The following is a 14,164-nucleotide window of genomic DNA, read 5'->3' as shown; positions in this document are numbered from 1 at the left end:
TAGGTCACTGCCGCCAGCCCGCCGGCTGGCATCCGCTTAACGCGACCCATGTTTTCGCGTTGACCGCCGCATATGACGCAAAACAAGCCTTTGCGTGCACGCGATCAAACGTTGCGCAAACCCCAAAACAATCAGGAAAACGAACGTAGGGAAACGCCGATAAAGATTCGCCGAATCTTTAATTTTCTATGCGAAGGCGGGAACCCGCGTCTGCCGCAACGCGGGTTCCGCGCAAGCGATGTCAATGCGAATGGCTCGGCACGTCCGAGCCGCGACAGCCCACCAGGAAGTCAAAATCGCAGCCCTCGTCGGCCTGCAGCACGTGCTCGACATAGAGCTTGCGATAACCGCTGCGATCGGCTTCGATGGGATGCTGATTCGCGGCCCATTCCTCGAGCCGCGCAACGATCGCCTCGTCGCCGATATCCACGCGCAGTACGCCCTTCTCGCAGTCCAGTTCGATCCAGTCGCCGTCGCGCACGATCGCGAGCGGTCCGCCTGCGCGCGCTTCAGGGGCGACGTGCAGCACCACTGTCCCATACGCCGTGCCGCTCATGCGCGCGTCCGACACGCGCACCATGTCGGTCACGCCCTGCGCGAGCAGCTTGGGCGGCAGGCCCATGTTGCCCACCTCTGCCATGCCAGGATAACCCTTGGGCCCGCAGTTCTTCATGACGAGCACGGAATCGGCCGTGACGTTGAGATCGGGATCACCAATGCGCGCCTTGTAGTCGTCGAAGTTCTCGAACACCACGGCGGGCCCGCGATGCTTCAAAAGCTTCTGCGTGGCCGCCGAAGGCTTCAACACCGCGCCATTCGGCGCGAGATTGCCGCGCAGCACGCACAGCGCGCCGTCCTGCACGAGTGGATTGTCGAGCGGGCGAATGACTTCGGCGTTATGAATGGGCGCTTCGCGCACGTTTTCCCAGAGCGTTTTGCCGTTGGCCGTGAGCGCGTCGGGATGCGGCAGCAGGTTCGCTTCGCCGAGGCGCCGCAGCACGGCAGGCAAGCCGCCCGCGTAATAAAACTCCTCCATCAGGAAGCGGCCCGAGGGCTGCAAATCGACGATGGTCGGCGTGCCGCGGCCAATGCGCGTCCAGTCGTCGAGTTCGAGCGGCACGCCGATGCGCCCCGCGATCGCCTTCAGGTGAATCGCGGCATTCGTCGAGCCGCCAATGGCTGCGTTCGTGCGAATCGCGTTCTCGAACGCCGCGCGCGTGAGCAGCTTCGAGAGCCGCAGGTCTTCAAGCGCCATCTCCACGATGCGCATGCCCGACATATGCGCGAGCACGTAGCGGCGCGCGTCCACAGCCGGAATCGCGGCGTTGTGCGGCAGCGTAACGCCCAGCGCTTCGGCCATGCACGCCATGGTCGAAGCCGTACCCATGGTGTTGCAGGTGCCCGCCGAACGCGACATGCCCGACTCCGCCGACATGAACTCGTGGATCGAGATCTTGCCGGCCTTCACCTGCTCGCTCAGTTGCCACACCACCGTGCCCGAGCCAATATCGCGCCCTTCGTGCTTGCCGTTGAGCATCGGGCCGCCGGTCACGGCAATGGCAGGCACGTCGCAGCTCGCCGCGCCCATCAGCAATGCAGGCGTGGTCTTGTCGCAGCCCACGAGCAGCACGACCGCATCGACCGGATTGCCTCGTATGGATTCCTCAACATCCATCGAAGCGAGGTTGCGCGTGAACATGGCCGTGGGCCGCAGGTTCGACTCGCCGTTCGAGAACACAGGAAACTCGACAGGAAACCCGCCGGCTTCGTATACGCCTCGCTTGACGTGCTCGGCGAGCTTGCGAAAATGCGCGTTACAGGGCGTGAGTTCCGACCACGTATTGCAAATGCCGATAATCGGCTTGCCGGCGAATTCGTGATCCGGGATCCCCTGATTCTTCATCCAGCTCCGGTACATGAAGCCGTTTTTGTCCGTGGTGCCGAACCACGCGGCCGAGCGAAGCTTGGGCTTAGGGGTGTTCATGGCTTTGCCCACTTAGTGAGAAAGTCCTATAAATAGCATGACTATATGGTCCGCGATTATCGGGAAAACGCTAATCGAAACCGTTCCTGACGTTGCATATAGTTTGTCTATTGTGGTCAGCAGGGGCGGCCAACGGTATACCGAAAGGATATAACCGGAGGCCAGGGATGGCGCGATACTTCTCGTGATACTGTCCGGCCGTGATGGACGCGGGTGTAGCGCCATGAATTAAAGAAATACAACGCACAAAGCTACATCGGAGACACGCATGAAACTGGCAACACGCATGGTAAGCGGGTTGGTCGCTGCGGCGGCCGCTTTCTCGTTGGCGGCGGGTGTCGCACACGCCGAAGACAAGCAGATCACGCTAGGGTTTGCGCAGGTCGGCGCGGAAAGCGCCTGGCGCACGGCAAACACGGTGTCGGTCAAACAGGCCGCCAAAGACGCCGGCATCAACCTCAAGTTCTCGGACGCCCAGCAGAAGCAGGAAAACCAGATCAAGGCGATCCGCTCGTATATCGCCCAGAAGGTGGACGTGATCGCGTTCTCGCCCGTGGTGGAATCGGGCTGGGAGCCGGTGCTGCAGGAAGCCAAGCGCGCCAAGATTCCCGTGATTCTCACGGACCGCAACATCGACGTGAAAGACCAGTCGCTCTACGTGACGATGATCGGCTCGGACTTCATGGAAGAAGGCCGCCGCGCGGGCAAGTGGCTTGAAGATCACTACAAGAACAACCCTGGCCCGATCAATATCGTCGAGCTGCAGGGCACCGTGGGTTCCGCGCCGGCCAACGACCGTCACTCGGGCCTCATGGAAGTGATCAAGAACGATCCGAAGTTCAAGATCATCGCGTCGCAAAGCGGCGACTTCACGCTGGCCGGCGGCAAGCAGGTCATGGAAGCGTTCGCGAAGACGTATGGGAACAAGATCAACGTGGTGTACGCGCATAACGACGACATGGCGCTCGGCGCGATCCAGGCCATGGAAGAAGCCGGCATGAAGCCGGGCAAGGACATCAGCGTCGTGTCGTTCGACGCCACCAAGGGCGGCTTCGAGGCGATGATCGCCGGCAAGATGAATGTTGACGTCGAGTGCAGCCCGCTGCTCGGCCCGCAGCTCATGAGCGCCGTAAAGGATGTGGTGGCGGGCAAGCAGTTGCCCAAGCGCATCGTGACGAACGAAACGGTGTTCCCGATGGACGTGGCGGCGCAAGTGCTGCCGTCGCGCAAGTACTAACGTACTAACCTCGCTGCAAGCGGCGCGGTGTGCTTCGTATCCCTTAGTATTTAAGGGGTTCACGAGGCGCCCCGCGCGCTCTGGCCTCTATCACGGTTGCCCATGAGCGTTTCCCCGATACTCGAAACTGTCGGTCTTACCCGAACCTTCCCCGGCGTGCGCGCGCTCGACCGGGTCGATTTTCGTCTGTACCCCGGCGAAATTCATACGCTGATGGGGCAGAACGGCGCCGGCAAGTCCACGCTCATCAACGTGCTGACCGGCGTGCACCAGCCCGAGGCTGGCGAGATACGCCTGGCGGACCAGGCGGTGCACTTCCCGACGCCGCAGATGGCGGAGGCCGCCGGCATCCAGACGCTCTACCAGGAAGTCAATCTCTGCCCCAACCTCTCGGTCGCGGAGAACATTTTCGCGGGCCGCCAGCCACGCAAGCGTGGCCTTGGCCTGATCGACTGGAAAACGATTCATCGCCGCGCGGAAGAGGCGCTCGCGGAGCTCACTCTCTCGCTCGACGTCACGCAGTCGCTCGACACCTACCCGATCGCCATGCAGCAGATGGTGGCGATTGCCCGCGCGGTGTCCGTCGATGCGCGCATTCTGATTCTCGACGAACCGACCTCCAGCCTCGACGAAGGCGAAGTCGCGCGCCTCTTCGACGTGCTGCGCAAGCTGAAAGCGTCGGGCATCGCGATTCTGTTCGTCACGCATTTTCTGGAACAGACCTACGCCATTTCCGATCGCATCACCGTGATGCGCAACGGCGAGCGCGAAGGCGAATATCTCGCCGCCGATCTGCCGGTGCAAACGCTCGTCGCGAAGATGGTGGGCCTGCAGAACGCAGGCGAGCGGCTCACGCAAGCCGAAGCCGCACACACCGAAACGGCTGCTTCGCACGCCGAACCGTATCTCGCGGCGCAAGGCGTGGCGCGCCGCGGCGTGCTCAATCCGCTCGATCTGGAAGTGCTACCGGGCCAGATTCTGGGCCTGGCTGGCCTGCTCGGCTCGGGCCGCACGGAAACCGCGCGCCTGCTTTTCGGCGCGGATAAAGCCGATGCGGGCACGGTGCACATCAACGGCCGGCCAGTGAAGCTCTCCTCGCCGCGCGACGCCGTGCGTCACGGCATGGCCTATTGCCCTGAGGACCGCAAGAAGGAAGGCATCGTCGCCGATCTGTCGATTCGCGAAAACATTGTGCTCGCGCTGCAGGCGCAACTGGGCTGGTGGCGCATGATCCGGCGTTCGCGCCAACGCGAACTGGCCAACGAATATATCGAGCAACTCGGCATCAAGGCGCGCGACGCCGAGCAGCCCATTGGCCTGCTTTCAGGCGGCAATCAGCAAAAGGTGCTGCTCGCGCGCTGGCTCGCGACAAAGCCGCGCTTGTTGATCCTCGACGAACCCACGCGGGGCATCGATGTTGCCGCCAAGTTCGAAATCATGGACCGCGTGCGCGCGCTTTGCGCGAAGGGCCTCGGCATTCTGTTCATTTCGTCGGAGATCAGCGAAGTGGTGCGCGTGAGCGATCGCATTGCCGTCATGCGCGACCGGCGTAAGGTAGCCGAGCTTTCGGGCGCGGCGCGCTCGGAGCACGAAGTCTACGACCTCATTGCCGGAGACCGTCGATGACGCGCCCCGTCCTCCCCGCCTGGCTCTCGCTCGCCATCCGGCATCCGCTGGTGTGGCCGGCGGTGACGCTCATCGCCCTTTTTGTCGTCGATGTCGCGCATCGCGGCAACTTCCTCTCGATTACGATGCTGGGCGGCCACCTGTTCGGCGCGCCCATCGACATCCTCATGCGCGCCGCGCCGCTCGTCGTGGTCTCGCTCGGCATGACACTCGTGATCGCCACGCGCGGCATCGACATTTCCGTGGGCGCCGTCGTGGCGATCGCGGGTGCCGCGGCCGCCACCGTGCTCGCCGCCGATCCTTCGCGCGTGGGCATGGCGTTCGGCGCAGCACTCGCCGTGGGCCTGCTTGCAGGCATGTGGAACGGGCTGCTCGTCGCGTTCGTCGGCATGCAGCCGATCATCGCCACGCTCATTCTCATGGTGGCGGGGCGTGGCGTGGCGCAGTTGCTCACGGGCGGCCAGATCATCCCGATCGGCGCGCCGGGCTATCTCTTCGCGGGCGGCGGCTATTTCGCGCTCATCCCGTGCGCCGTGTGGATCGCGATCGCCGTGACCGTGCTCACCGCGCTCATCGTCAACCGCACGGCGCTCGGGCTCTTCATCCGCTCGATCGGCGTGAATCCGGTGGCCGCGCGGCTTGCGGGTCTGTCGTCGCAAGCCGTGGTGTTCGGCGCGTACGCGTTCTGCGGCGTGACCGCCGCGATTGCAGGCATCCTCATCAGCTCGAACGTGCGCAGCGCGGACGGCAACAACGCGGGCCTTTTGCTCGAACTCGACGCCATTCTCGCCGTGACGCTCGGCGGCACTTCGCTGCTCGGCGGCCGCTTCAGTCTTGCGGGCACGGTGCTCGGCGCGCTCATCATCCAGACGCTCACCTACACCACCTATTCGATCGGCGTGCCGCCCGAGGCCACGCTCGTCGTGAAGGCCGTGGTCGTGCTGCTCGTGTGCCTGATCCAGTCGCCCGCCGCGCGCACCTTCGCGTTCCAACAACTCAAGCGTATTGCTCTCGCACGCCGCGCGCGCGCCTGAGCACGAAGCGCACCCATACGAGGGAAGCCGAGCATGAACCGCCCTGCCCTGTCCTTCTCGAACACGCTCGCGGCGTGCCGGCGCGGCGCCATCCGCTTCGTCGATCCGCGCGTGCTGCCCATCGTCGTGACTGTCGTGCTCTTTGCCGTCCTGTTCGGCTTCGGCTCGGTCATGTACACCGGGTTCTTCTCGCTTCAGGTGGCCTTCGGGCTGCTGGTCGATAACGCGTTCCTGCTGATCGTCGCCATCGGCATGACGTTCGTGATCATCTCAGGCGGCATCGATCTTTCGGTGGGCGCCGTGGTCGCGCTCACCACGATTCTCTGCGCCGTGGGCACCGAAAAGCTGCATTGGCCCGTGCTCGTGGTCGTGCCGCTCGTTTTGCTCTGCGGCGCGCTCTACGGCGCGGCAATGGGCGCGCTGATCCACTTCTTCCGGTTGCAGCCCTTCATCATCACGCTCGCGGGCATGTTCCTCGCGCGCGGCACGTGCTTTCTCATCACGACGGAATCCATCCAGATCAACGACCCCGGCTTTCACGCGCTCTCCGAATTCAGCATCCCGGTGGGCAGCGGCTCGCTCACGACAGGTTCGCTCACGGCCGTCGCCATGCTCATTGCAGGCATCGTCATCGCGCACTTCACGCGCTTTGGGCGCAACGTCTACGCGATCGGCGGCAACGAGCGCTCCGCGTTGCTCATGGGGCTGCCGGTCGCGCGCACCAAGATCGGTGTGTATGCGCTCTCGGGCTTTTGTTCGGCGCTCGGCGGCGTGGTCTTTACGCTCTATGTACTCTCGGGCTACGGGCTACAGGCGCAAGGCATGGAACTCGACGCGATTGCCGCAACGGTGATTGGCGGCACGCTGCTCACGGGTGGCGTGGGCTATGTGATCGGCTCGGTGTTCGGCGTGGGCATCCTCGGCACGATCCAGACGCTCATCACCTTTGACGGCACGCTCAGCTCCTGGTGGACGCGCATCGTGATCGGCGCACTGCTCTGCGCGTTCTGCCTCATGCAGCGCGCGACCGAGCGCCATGCCGCGCGCCGCAAGTCCACCGGCACGGGACGCGGCGCGCCGCGCACGACCCGTGCGCGCACGCAAGCCGCCGCGCCGATGGATCAGGCCAAGCTCGCGAGCCCGCCGCCGCACATGCAGGAGGCGAAAGGCGGTGTGTAAGTCGCCTGTCATGGGCGGTCATCGCCATGACGGTCTTGTGGAGTAGTTACGGGTATACATGGATTAGGAGGCCTCATCACGCTGCACTAAGCTTTTTGCGGTACCGTCGGCGCTTGGCGAGCACGCGTTCGCCGTGGATGTCTCGCGCGTGATGACTCGATTCAATGAGCGCCATGCGCACGCGAACCCCGGTACTGGCCAGCATCTGCACGCTTTTCGACGAAAAGTCGACTATATCGACCACGAAGACAAGACCGGAGGAAAACATGGCGCAGGATCGGGATGACGCAAAAGACGGTAAGAGCTTGATCGACACGGGCCGCCGCGGCCTCATGCAGGGTGCGGGGCTGGGCGCGGCGCTTTCGCTGCTCGGCGCGGTGGGCGGCGGCGGGTTCATTTCCACGGCGCAGGCGGCCGAGGGAGGTTTTCCCTCGCACAAGAAGTGGAAAATCGTGTTCGTCAATCACGTCACCACGAATCCGTTCTTCGTGCCGACGCAATACGGCATTCAGGACGCGTGCTCGCTGCTCGGCATGGACTACCAGTGGACCGGCTCCGCCACGTCCGACGCGGGCGAAATGGTGCGCGCCGTGAACTCGGCCATCGCGGCCAAGGCCGACGCGATCGCGGTGCCGATCGTCGACCCCACCGCGTTCGACAAGCCCATTCAGGCGGCGCTCGACGCGGGCATTCCGGTGTTCGCCTATAACGCCGATGCGCCGCGCGGCAAGAAGAGTCCGCGCCTCGCCTATATCGGCCAGGATCTGTATCTCTCGGGCTACCAGATGGGCGAGCGCATCGTGAGCCTCATCGACAGCGGCATGGTTGCGCTCTTCATCGCGACGCCTGGCCAGCTCAACATCCAGCCGCGTCTGGACGGTGCGAGCGACGCCATCAAGAAGTCCGGCAAGAAGATCGACATCCAGACCGTGGCCACAGGCGCGACTGTCAATGAAGAGCTTTCGAAGATCAAGTCGTTCTATCTCGGCCATCAGGACGTGAAGGGCATGTTCGCTGTGGACGCGGGCAGCACCCAGGGCGTGGCACAAGTGATGAAGGAATCGAACCTGCCCTCCAAGGGCGTGCACGGCGGCGGCTTCGACCTGCTGCCCACCACGGTCCAGCTCATTCACGAAGGCTTCCTCGACTTCACGATCGACCAGCAGCCGTACGTGCAGGGCTTCTATACGGTCATGCAGGCGTTCGTGACGCTCGCATCGGGCGGTCTTGTCGGCCCGGCCGACACCAACACGGGCCTGAAGTTCGTGACGAAGGACACGGTCGAGCCGTACCTCAATACCTCGACGCGTTACGAAGGCAAGACCACCAAGCCGCAAATCGTGCCGATGAGCGGCGGCATCAAGTCGTGATGAACCACGTGCAATGAACTCTGTGAACGAAACTGGCAAGGCTGAAGTCTCCGCGCGGGCTGCCCGTCCGCGCGGGCAATGGCTCTCCGCGTGGGCGCCCGAGCTACGCATTTTGCTTGTGGCGATGATCCTCGCGGCGTACTTCGAATTTTCCAACCGCGATTTCCTGCTCACCAACGCGAGTCTCGTCAACCTCTCGCAGTTCATCGCGCCGGTGGCGATCATCGCGTTCGGCGAAATCATGCTGATGATCGGCGGCGACATCGATCTCTCGGCAGGCATGGTGTTCGCATTCGCGCCGTTCATGATGGTGTTCGCGAACGACGCCGGCGCGCCCATGTGGCTCGCCGTGATCGCGGGGCTCGTGGCCGCGGGCATCGTCGGCTTCGTAAACGGAGCCGTGACCGTGTGGCTGCGCCTGCCCTCGTTCGTCACCACGCTCGGCACGCTCTTCCTCATCAACGGCATCACGCTCACCATCTCGCGCGGCACGCCGGTGCAAACGCCGGGCTCGCCCGAGTTCGCGGCCTTCATGGGCGCGTGGGGCTATAGCGAGATTCTCTGGACGGTGGTGATCGCGTTCGCCATGCACGTGCTGTTGCGGCACACGCGCTGGGGCCTGCATACGCAGGCCGCGGGCGCGAATCCGATCGGCGCGAGCGAGGCGGGCATTCACGTGAACCGGCTGCGGCTTGGCAACTTCATCATTGCCGCCGTACTCGCGGGCTTCACCGGTATCCTGGAAGGCTTTCGCATCACCTCGATCGATCCGCAGGCCGGCGGCAACCAGATCATGTTCCTCGCCGTGGCCTCGGCCGTGATCGGCGGCACGCCGCTCACGGGCGGCTCGGGCACGATCGTGGGCGGCCTGATCGGCGCGGCGGTGCTCGGTATTCTCAACGACGGCTTCACGCTCATCGGCATCAACGCGTTCACGTTCAACATCATCCTTGGCGCCGCGATTCTCGCCGCCATGATCTTCAACATCCACGTTGGGCGCCTGCGCCGCAAAGGGAGCCGATGATGGACGAATCGCAAGCCTCCCCGGCGGGTATGAGCGGCGCAACCGCCACGGCCGCCGCGCCGCTCGCGCTGCGCGGCGACGACATCGTCAAGCGTTTCGGTGCGGTCACGGCGCTCGACGGCGTGTCGCTCACGCTCGGTCGCGGCGAAATCCTCGGCATTCTCGGCGACAATGGCGCGGGTAAGTCCACGCTCGTCAAAATCCTCACGGGTTTTCACCAACAGACGAGCGGCACGCTGCAGATTGACGGGAGCGAAACGTTGTTGCGCTCGGTGGACCATGCGCGCTCGCTCGGCATCGAATGTGTTTATCAGGATCTCGCGCTCGCCAATTCGCTGAGCATTTATCACAACATGTTCCTGAACCGCGAGATCGTGCGCCGCGGCCCCTTTAAACTGCTCGACCACAAGCAGATGCGCGCGCGCGCCGCGCAGCTGCTCGACGACATCGGCGTGCACGTGCCCTCGGTGGATCTGCCTGTGGAGCGGCTTTCGGGCGGTCAGCGCCAGGCCATCGCGGTCGCGCGCGCCGTGCATTCGAACGCCAAAATCCTTCTGCTCGACGAGCCGCTTGCCGCGATGGGAGCGCGGGAAGCGGGCCTCATCATCGATCTCATCATGCGGTTGAAGGAAAAAGGCGGCCTATCGATTATCATGATCATGCACAACTATGCGCAGACGCTGGATATTGCGGATCGCATCATGTTGATGCAGCGAGGCCGCGTGACATACGAGCAGCACAGCGCCAATACATCGGTGGCTGAACTGATGGATATCGTGCGGCGGGAATATCGGGCCATGCGCGCCACCAGCGCGTAAAGGGCCCTACAAACAGGGGGATGCTCCGATCGGGTAGCCCTCGGCCGGACAATCATGGATTACCGCAATCTAGAGAAACGCAAGAGCATGCACGCGCGCATCGTGCAGGAGCTCGGCATGCAGATCGTGGGCGGCACGCTCGCCCCCGGGCAGCGCCTGCCCACCGAACCTACGCTATGCGAAACCTACGGTGTGAGCCGGCCCGTGCTGCGCGAGGCCACACGCGTACTGGTCGCCAAGGGCCTTGTGGTTTCGAAGCCGCGCGTAGGCAGCGTCGTGCGGCCGCGCGAAGAATGGCACATGCTGGACCCCGACGTGCTGTACTGGACCGTCAACAGCATTCCCGAAGGCGAGTTCTTCCGCTCGCTCATGACCGTGCGGCAGATTATCGAGCCCGCCGCCGCGGCACTTGCCGCGATTTCAGCGAACGACGAAGACCGTGCCCGCATTACCGCCGCCTACGCGCGCATGGAGAAGGCGCAAACCGCCGCCGACCTGCTCGAACCCGACCTGGAATTCCACCGCGCGATCATGGCGGCCACGCATAACAACATGCTGGCGTACATCGGCAACATGCTCTCGCTCGCGCTTTCCGAGTCGATCAAACTCACGAGCCGCCATCCCAACACGCATGCGCTTTCGTTGCCACGCCACAAGGCGATTCTCACGGCGATCGAGCACGGCGATGCGCTCGCGGCGCGGCAAGCGAGCGTCGTGCAGCTCGACAATGCGCGGGCCGATGCCAATTCGATTCTGGGCGGGGCAGGACTGCCAACCTAGTTCGCGCTCGCAACGCCTCGCGCGACTGACAGGCAATCGAAGGTGCGCGCGAAAATCGGCACGCCTTCGATGTCGCGAGGACACGCCGCGCGCATTGTTCAGGTCGTCTGGCTTTTCACCAGGCGTTACCGTTAGAGGGCGGGGTCGAGCGGCGTGATTTTCGCCAGCATGAGCGTGTATTCCTCGGCGGCGATCTGGCGGAATTTCATCTTCACAATCGCTTCACGCTGTGCAGGGTCGTCATTGGGAAAGAGGCGCGTCGCTGCGTTCGTGATAACGAGGTCCTTCTCATCGGGTTGAGGCACGGTGCCAGCCGGCAACGCGATAGGGGACGGCCCCTTGCCGTCCATTGCCTGGACGAGCAGATAAATGGGCACGACATCGCCTAAACCGATGGGCAGCAGTTTCACGGCGTCGTCCCCGAAATGTCGACGCACGATGGCCTGCGATCCCAGGCGCAACGTGAAGCGAAACGGAAACCCAGTGCGAATGGAGAGTGTGACGGGATCCGCCGACGCCACCTGCTCGATCGATTCAATGCCTTCGACTTGCAGAGTTTGCGAAACGGACTTCGTTACGCCGCTCAGATTCAGCAATTGATCGGGTTGATCCTTTTCTGCCTCGAAGGTCGTGACATTTTTTGCCGCTGCGCGCCGCACCTGCTTCACAATCTCGCCGAGCGGCAAGGTGGCAATGACGAACGTCAGAAGCGTCGCCCCCGTGCCTGCGTTGTCAATCGCGCCCGCTATCAAAGCGAACGGAATGGCGAGCAGAAGCCGCAGCGAATACCAGTAGATATCCGAAACGTTGAGCGCCCGGCGCCTCACCGCAAGGACGGAATCACTCGCGACAAAGAAAAAAGCGCCGCCAAACGCGGCCAGAATGCCCGGCACGTTCAATCCAAACAGGCAGGTGGCGGCGGTCGGGCTGTCGCACGACGCGCACATGTACACCCAACCCACAATCGCGGACGCTGCATAGACCATCACGACGAGAATGCAATATGGCGGCACGAAAGGCGCGAGACCGTATTGCTGGTGGTAGATGTGCGAGAACAACTGGTCACATAGCTGGAGATTGTTGTCGGCCTGGCTGCGCCAATCCTTGCTGTCGCCTTGCGATGGCGCGGCGTTCGTGCTCGGCGCGGTCGTGGCGATCGCGCCCGGGAATGCACCATTGATCGCATCGATCAGCCACTTTGACCAGAAGCGCTGGAGATACGCAGAAAGCGCCGCGCACTTGAGGCTATTTTCAAACTCACGATATCGCACATACCAGCCGAGCGTGAGAAAGGCGATGAACGGCGCCGACGCGAGCGTTGTGGTGAGGGCAGCAAGCAGAAAGATCGGCAGCGGCAAAATCCAAATCCTGAACGGCCGCGAACCTCCTTCCAATTTCGCCCCACCTGCGGGTGGCGTCGGGGACGCAACTCTCGCCCGTTTCGGCTCAGGCGCGTTCGCGGCTTTCTGCTTTGCATTTTCCGTCGTCGATTGCGTTGCATCGCCGGCAACAGATCCCACACTTGCGGACGGGGACGACATGGGCACCCTCGGCAAGTTCACCGCGAACAGCGCGATCGCATCACCCGCAAGGTTCACGAAGAGCACAACGAGAACCAGCAGCCAAAGCCGCCCTCTCGCCAACCAGTGCGTTTCCGTGAACAGGCGCCGCGCCCATTCCCGGTTCGTCTCCTCTTTCGTCTTCGCGATCATGAGATTCCCTCCTATCACGAAGTCATGCTAATTATTGAATTCAACAATACATTCAGCTGGCGTTTCCCCCTCGCGAACGTTGCCGCTCAGCGGCACCACCATGTCGCCTGACCACCCAGGCTGTCTGAGAGCGTCAGATTTCTGTCGATGTTCAGCCCGCACAGCATGTCGGGCGCAGCGGTAATGCGTTGCGTCATCTGGTAGCCCCGCTGAGGGAGCGCGGGCACCGTGCTGCCAGACTCCCAGTAATGCTGCGTCTGCAAATTCCAGAACAACTGATCGCCCGTCAAGCCGCAGTTGGCTCCCACGTATATGCCTGGTTGATAACCCGCGTTCTTGACGGCTGCGAACCACGCGTTGCAATAGGCGATGACGTCGCCGGAGTCCGCTGCATTGTTCACGCCTTCGAGATCGAGCCATACGGTTACACCTGGAGGCACACCAACCGTCTGTGCATTGCCGGCCGCATTCGCACCGTAGGTCGCGCCAAGCGTTGCCGAAGGCGACCAGCCCTCGGCGCTGACGTGCTGCACCGCGCCGAGCGCAAGACCCGCGCCGAGCGCAAGACCCGCGCCGAGCACCGCATTGGCCTCATTGGAGCTCAGGTCGAGCGCCCCCTGCGTATCGGAGCGCGAGAGATAGCGGATGCAGGCGCCGAAACCGGCTGCTTTCATGCCCAAAGCCGCACTGGAAGACACCGGCGTCACGCAATCGAAAGCATGCGTTCCGACCAGAAGTGCTTGAGAAGAATCGCCATTCGCTAACATTTCGTTATCCTATATAAATTTACGACGCAACTTCATTGCCTGAATGGTCTGCCTGATGGCAAACCTTGTGCACGAAGCGATTAGCCGAATGGCGCGAAGCGCGGAATCCCGCTGCGGCGGGACTGCTGGGGGATCTTGCAAGAAAACGCTACACCGCGAGCGAGCGCCCAGAATGTACGCCAGCGAACAAAGGCGCACGCAGTTTGACTTTATGCGAATGGCATCAATGACGGCATTGCACCGCCATGCACGGATCTGAAGCGCTACGCGCTCATCGTTCGTGCCGCCCCGTCAAACTGAAGCGATGCTTGCAAACTTCGGATTACCAACAAGTGAACTTGCCGCGCACCTGTGCTGCAATACCTTTCATGCGCTTTCGCAAAGGTCCGCGTAGTGCTGTGCGTTCTCACCTTGCACGCCGAAGCCGGCGAGGCCTTGAAGGAACGCCTGGGCGCTCCAGTGGCTTCGGCAGCGTGCGCATATCGCATTCCATTCGCCAGAGCAGCAAGCGGCAACGTCACCGCGCGCGACTCGAGTGCCATAGTCCACCTCGAGCTGCGGCCGCCACGTTCGGCAAATCAGATCGTCTTCGATCTATTTGCGAAGTCTCAGCCGCAGTCGACGCGAATCAAA

Annotated in this window: 12 protein-coding genes; 8 read left to right on the top strand and 4 right to left on the bottom strand. The window is 63.0% G+C overall.

The features are described from left to right. Positions 1–241: 241 nt before the first annotated feature. The gene (locus JMY28_RS30930; RefSeq protein ID WP_201699718.1) at positions 242–1,984 is read right to left on the bottom strand and encodes an IlvD/Edd family dehydratase; all 1,743 of its coding nucleotides are present in this window, start codon (positions 1,982–1,984) and stop codon (positions 242–244) included. A 286-nt stretch (positions 1,985–2,270) separates the two neighbouring features. Here JMY28_RS30930 and JMY28_RS30925 point away from each other — a divergent pair, with 286 nt between their 5' ends. The 4 genes from JMY28_RS30925 (at position 2,271) to yjfF (ending at position 7,060) form a co-directional block, all read left to right on the top strand. Continuing rightward, the gene (locus tag JMY28_RS30925) at positions 2,271–3,221 is read left to right on the top strand and encodes an ABC transporter substrate-binding protein (RefSeq protein WP_407945560.1); all 951 of its coding nucleotides are present in this window, start codon (positions 2,271–2,273) and stop codon (positions 3,219–3,221) included. Between the two features lie 102 nt (positions 3,222–3,323). Then, the gene (locus JMY28_RS30920) at positions 3,324–4,847 is read left to right on the top strand and encodes a sugar ABC transporter ATP-binding protein (RefSeq protein ID WP_201699716.1); all 1,524 of its coding nucleotides are present in this window, start codon (positions 3,324–3,326) and stop codon (positions 4,845–4,847) included. Continuing rightward, positions 4,844–5,881, top strand: coding sequence for an ABC transporter permease (locus tag JMY28_RS30915; protein WP_201699715.1), 1,038 nt, complete (start codon positions 4,844–4,846; stop codon positions 5,879–5,881). The genes JMY28_RS30920 and JMY28_RS30915 overlap by 4 nt, the downstream gene beginning before the upstream one ends. Before the next feature lie 33 nt (positions 5,882–5,914). Continuing rightward, positions 5,915–7,060: a galactofuranose ABC transporter, permease protein YjfF gene (yjfF, locus tag JMY28_RS30910; RefSeq protein ID WP_201699714.1), complete on the top strand. Its 1,146-nt coding sequence runs from the start codon at positions 5,915–5,917 to the stop codon at positions 7,058–7,060. 76 nt (positions 7,061–7,136) lie between these two features. Here yjfF and JMY28_RS30905 read toward each other — a convergent pair whose 3' ends face one another. Then, complete coding sequence (locus JMY28_RS30905; RefSeq protein ID WP_201699713.1) at positions 7,137–7,328, bottom strand: hypothetical protein; 192 nt, start codon at positions 7,326–7,328, stop codon at positions 7,137–7,139. On the opposite strand from JMY28_RS30905, the gene JMY28_RS30900 reads away from it, so the two are divergent. The 4 genes from JMY28_RS30900 to JMY28_RS30885 are packed head-to-tail and all read left to right on the top strand — an operon-like array spanning position 7,327 to position 11,052. Continuing rightward, the gene (locus JMY28_RS30900; protein ID WP_201699712.1) at positions 7,327–8,430 is read left to right on the top strand and encodes a sugar ABC transporter substrate-binding protein; all 1,104 of its coding nucleotides are present in this window, start codon (positions 7,327–7,329) and stop codon (positions 8,428–8,430) included. The two genes, JMY28_RS30905 and JMY28_RS30900, sit on opposite strands and share 2 nt — an antisense overlap. Positions 8,431–8,443: 13 nt before the next feature. Further along, positions 8,444–9,454 carry an ABC transporter permease gene (locus JMY28_RS30895; RefSeq protein WP_201699711.1) on the top strand — a complete coding sequence of 337 codons (1,011 nt, stop codon included), beginning with the start codon at positions 8,444–8,446 and terminating at the stop codon, positions 9,452–9,454. Next, a complete protein-coding gene (locus tag JMY28_RS30890) occupies positions 9,454–10,272 on the top strand; it encodes an ATP-binding cassette domain-containing protein (RefSeq protein WP_236597125.1) in 819 nt (272 codons plus the stop codon). The genes JMY28_RS30895 and JMY28_RS30890 overlap by 1 nt, the downstream gene beginning before the upstream one ends. 54 nt (positions 10,273–10,326) lie before the next feature. Next, positions 10,327–11,052, top strand: coding sequence for a FadR/GntR family transcriptional regulator (locus tag JMY28_RS30885; protein WP_201699710.1), 726 nt, complete (start codon positions 10,327–10,329; stop codon positions 11,050–11,052). Between the two features lie 131 nt (positions 11,053–11,183). On the opposite strand, the gene JMY28_RS30880 is transcribed toward JMY28_RS30885, so the two are convergent. Together JMY28_RS30880 and JMY28_RS30875 are read right to left on the bottom strand one after the other, a co-directional pair. Beyond that, on the bottom strand, positions 11,184–12,410 hold the full coding sequence (locus JMY28_RS30880; protein ID WP_201699709.1) for a hypothetical protein: 1,227 nt from the start codon (positions 12,408–12,410) through the stop codon (positions 11,184–11,186). 440 nt (positions 12,411–12,850) lie between these two features. Continuing rightward, positions 12,851–13,438: a glycoside hydrolase domain-containing protein gene (locus tag JMY28_RS30875; RefSeq protein WP_201699708.1), complete on the bottom strand. Its 588-nt coding sequence runs from the start codon at positions 13,436–13,438 to the stop codon at positions 12,851–12,853. Positions 13,439–14,164: the final 726 nt, after the last annotated feature.

The organism is Paraburkholderia hiiakae (genome assembly GCF_904848665.1).
GTDB lineage: Bacteria > Pseudomonadota > Gammaproteobacteria > Burkholderiales > Burkholderiaceae > Paraburkholderia > Paraburkholderia hiiakae.
This window is presented reverse-complemented; position numbering and strand designations above follow the sequence as displayed.

Coding starts and splice junctions, on each gene's coding strand:
- JMY28_RS30930 (WP_201699718.1), bottom strand. CDS start 1,984: ATGAACACCCCTAAGCCCAAGCTTCGCTCGGCCGCGTGGTTCGGCACC.
- JMY28_RS30925 (WP_407945560.1), top strand. CDS start 2,271: ATGGTAAGCGGGTTGGTCGCTGCGGCGGCCGCTTTCTCGTTGGCGGCG.
- JMY28_RS30920 (WP_201699716.1), top strand. CDS start 3,324: ATGAGCGTTTCCCCGATACTCGAAACTGTCGGTCTTACCCGAACCTTC.
- JMY28_RS30915 (WP_201699715.1), top strand. CDS start 4,844: ATGACGCGCCCCGTCCTCCCCGCCTGGCTCTCGCTCGCCATCCGGCAT.
- yjfF (WP_201699714.1), top strand. CDS start 5,915: ATGAACCGCCCTGCCCTGTCCTTCTCGAACACGCTCGCGGCGTGCCGG.
- JMY28_RS30900 (WP_201699712.1), top strand. CDS start 7,327: ATGGCGCAGGATCGGGATGACGCAAAAGACGGTAAGAGCTTGATCGAC.
- JMY28_RS30905 (WP_201699713.1), bottom strand. CDS start 7,328: ATGTTTTCCTCCGGTCTTGTCTTCGTGGTCGATATAGTCGACTTTTCG.
- JMY28_RS30895 (WP_201699711.1), top strand. CDS start 8,444: ATGAACTCTGTGAACGAAACTGGCAAGGCTGAAGTCTCCGCGCGGGCT.
- JMY28_RS30890 (WP_236597125.1), top strand. CDS start 9,454: ATGGACGAATCGCAAGCCTCCCCGGCGGGTATGAGCGGCGCAACCGCC.
- JMY28_RS30885 (WP_201699710.1), top strand. CDS start 10,327: ATGGATTACCGCAATCTAGAGAAACGCAAGAGCATGCACGCGCGCATC.
- JMY28_RS30875 (WP_201699708.1), bottom strand. CDS start 13,438: ATGAAAGCAGCCGGTTTCGGCGCCTGCATCCGCTATCTCTCGCGCTCC.